The following is a 2,830-nucleotide window of genomic DNA, read 5'->3' on the forward strand; positions in this document are numbered from 1 at the left end:
GATGATCGAAACGGTTGGGGCTGTAGCTCAGCTGGGAGAGCACCTGCTTTGCAAGCAGGGGGTCAGCGGTTCGATCCCGCTCAGCTCCACCAATTCGATTGGTGTTGAACTGGCGGAAAGATATCCTTGGAGAAAAATAAGTTTGCATCGCTTCGAATGAGGTTGATGCCTGTTCTGATTACATTGTGAAGAGAAGATATGTCTGGAAGCTTCCAGGTGTTGAAGACGGCCGAAAGGTTGTTGGAGACGTCCGAGCCCAGTCCCGATGAACCCATGGATGGTCTAGCCGACCGGATGTGGTGGAGGGTCTGGAGGTAGGAAGGAAGCCTTGTCCTAGAGACATGATCATTGTTTGGGTGCTCGCAAGAGTGCCCTTCTGGTGTTCATGTTGGATTGGTGTTGCCTGACCGCGCATCACCGGACAGATCTCGAGAAGCTGGTCTTAAGACAGGCTGCAAGCGAACCGCTCGGCGTGGTTCCAATAAAGCAGACCTGTCGAACACGTCGATGGCATCTCATATGGATTGGGTTGTAAAAGGTAACCCTTTCTGCCGCGTCCCTTCGGGACGACGGCTAATGGATGAGCATTGGCAATGAGAACGATCAAGTGTCAAAAGGGCATTTGGTGGATGCCTTGGCATGCACAGGCGATGAAGGACGTGATACGCTGCGATAAGCCGTGGGGAGCTGCGAATAAGCTTTGATCCATGGATCTCCGAATGGGGGAACCCACCTTAAATGCTTGGAAAATTTAAGTCGTGCGCAAGTACGGCTTAGGTTTCCAAGTATTGTTTAAAGGTATCTTATCCTGAATACATAGGGGTAAGAAGCGAACGCAGGGAACTGAAACATCTAAGTACCTGCAGGAAAGGACATCAACCGAGACTCCGCAAGTAGTGGCGAGCGAACGCGGACCAGGCCAGTGGCAATGAGGAATAAAGTGGAACGACATGGAAAGGTCGGCCGTAGAGGGTGATAGCCCCTTACACGTAGAACACTCATTGTCCTTGAGTAAGGCGGGACACGTGAAATCCTGTCTGAACATGGGGAGACCACTCTCCAAGCCTAAGTACTCGTGCATGACCGATAGCGAACAAGTACCGTGAGGGAAAGGTGAAAAGCACCCCGACAAGGGGAGTGAAATAGAACCTGAAACCGGATGCCTACAAACAGTTGGAGCCCGCAAGGGTGACAGCGTACCTTTTGTATAATGGGTCAACGACTTAGTGTGACGAGCAAGCTTAAGCCGATAGGTGAAGGCGCAGCGAAAGCGAGTCTGAACAGGGCGTTCAGTTCGTCGCATTAGACCCGAAACCGAGTGATCTAGCCATGAGCAGGTTGAAGGTTGGGTAACACCAACTGGAGGACCGAACCCGCATCTGTTGCAATAGATTGGGATGACTTGTGGTTAGGGGTGAAAGGCCAATCAAACTCGGAAATAGCTGGTTCTCCGCGAAATCTATTTAGGTAGAGCGTCGACCGAATACCCTCGGGGGTAGAGCACTGGATGGGCTATGGGGACTCACCGTCTTACTGATCCTAACCAAACTCCGAATACCGAGGAGTACTAGTCGGCAGACACACGGCGGGTGCTAACGTCCGTCGTGAAAAGGGCAACAACCCTGACCTCCAGCTAAGGTCCCCAAGTCATGGCTAAGTGGGAAAGGATGTGAGGATCCCAAAACAACCAGGATGTTGGCTTAGAAGCAGCCATCATTTAAAGAAAGCGTAACAGCTCACTGGTCTAAATAAGGGTCTTTGCGCCGAAAATGTAACGGGGCTAAAGCCATGCACCGAAGCTGAGGATACGTCGCAAGACGTGTGGTAGCGGAGCGTTCCGTAAGCCTGTGAAGGGATACCCGTGAGGGGTCCTGGAGGTATCGGAAGTGCGAATGTTGACATGAGTAACGATAAAGAGGGTGAGAGACCCTCTCGCCGAAAGACCAAGGGTTCCTGCTTAAAGTTAATCTGAGCAGGGTTAGCCGGCCCCTAAGACGAGGCGGACACGCGTAGTCGATGGGAACCACGTTAATATTCGTGGGCCTGGTGGTAGTGACGGATTGCTTAACTTGTTCAGACTTATTGGATTGTCTGGGCGGGGACGCGGTTCCAGGAAATAGCTCCACCGTATAGACCGTACCCGAAACCGACACAGGTGGTCAGGTAGAGTATACCAAGGCGCTTGAGAGAACTATGCTGAAGGAACTCGGCAAATTGCACGCGTAACTTCGGAAGAAGCGTGACCCCAATGGACGCAAGTCTTTTGGGGTGGCACAGACCAGGGGGTAGCGACTGTTTATCAAAAACACAGGGCTCTGCGAAGTCGCAAGACGACGTATAGGGTCTGACGCCTGCCCGGTGCTGGAAGGTTAAGAGGAGGGGTGCAAGCTCTGAATCGAAGCCCCAGTAAACGGCGGCCGTAACTATAACGGTCCTAAGGTAGCGAAATTCCTTGTCGGGTAAGTTCCGACCTGCACGAATGGCGTAACGACTTCCCCGCTGTCTCCAGCATAGACTCAGTGAAATTGAATTCCCCGTGAAGATGCGGGGTTCCTGCGGTCAGACGGAAAGACCCCGTGCACCTTTACTATAGCTTTACACTGGCATTCGTGTCGGCATGTGTAGGATAGGTGGTAGGCTTTGAAGCAGGGACGCCAGTTCTTGTGGAGCCATCCTTGAAATACCACCCTTATCGTCATGGATGTCTAACCGCGGTCCGTTATCCGGATCCGGGACAGTGTATGGTGGGTAGTTTGACTGGGGCGGTCGCCTCCGAAAGAGTAACGGAGGCGCGCGATGGTGGGCTCAGAACGGTCGGAAATCGTCTGTT

Annotated in this window: 1 tRNA gene and 1 rRNA gene (1 of these 2 running past the window's edge); both read left to right on the forward strand. The window is 52.5% G+C overall.

The window, feature by feature from the left end:
• Positions 1–16 precede the first annotated feature (16 nt).
• Positions 17–92: transfer RNA gene (locus DM995_RS12280), tRNA-Ala, on the forward strand.
• Positions 93–601: 509 nt separating this feature from the next.
• A 23S ribosomal RNA gene (locus DM995_RS21855) occupies positions 602–2,830 on the forward strand; it runs 1,355 nt beyond the window's last position.

It is taken from the genome of Blastomonas sp. UPD001 (genome assembly GCF_003426715.1).
In the GTDB taxonomy this organism is placed as follows: domain Bacteria; phylum Pseudomonadota; class Alphaproteobacteria; order Sphingomonadales; family Sphingomonadaceae; genus Blastomonas.